Origin of the sequence: Pseudomonas sp. SIMBA_067, from assembly GCF_046534675.1 — a bacterium.
Lineage (GTDB): Bacteria > Pseudomonadota > Gammaproteobacteria > Pseudomonadales > Pseudomonadaceae > Aquipseudomonas > Aquipseudomonas putida.
On sequence record NZ_JAWRYH010001368.1, the window covers coordinates 1 to 235 of the forward strand.

1 pseudogene is annotated in these 235 nt (G+C 44.7%); it reads right to left on the reverse strand.

Annotated elements, in window-relative coordinates:
• A pseudogene (locus SB765_RS33825) lies at positions 1 to 235 on the reverse strand (transketolase); the annotation flags it as partial.

Here is a 235-nt window from a genome sequence, read left to right on the forward strand (position 1 = left end):
ATCCCAAATTGTTAAGTTTGAACCCGCTAAATCGGCAGAGCCACCCATAAATTCAGGTAGTAACGGACCAAACGCGTTTAATGCATTTTGCGACGCTTTACGTGATGCTGGGTTTGCTGGGTTTGCTTGCAGCTCTTCAATGTACGCTTGTGATTTTTCAGCCCAGTCAGCTGGTAATTCTGAATGTGTACGGCGTTTGTATTCTGCTGCTAGCTCTGGGTATGCTTTTTCATAT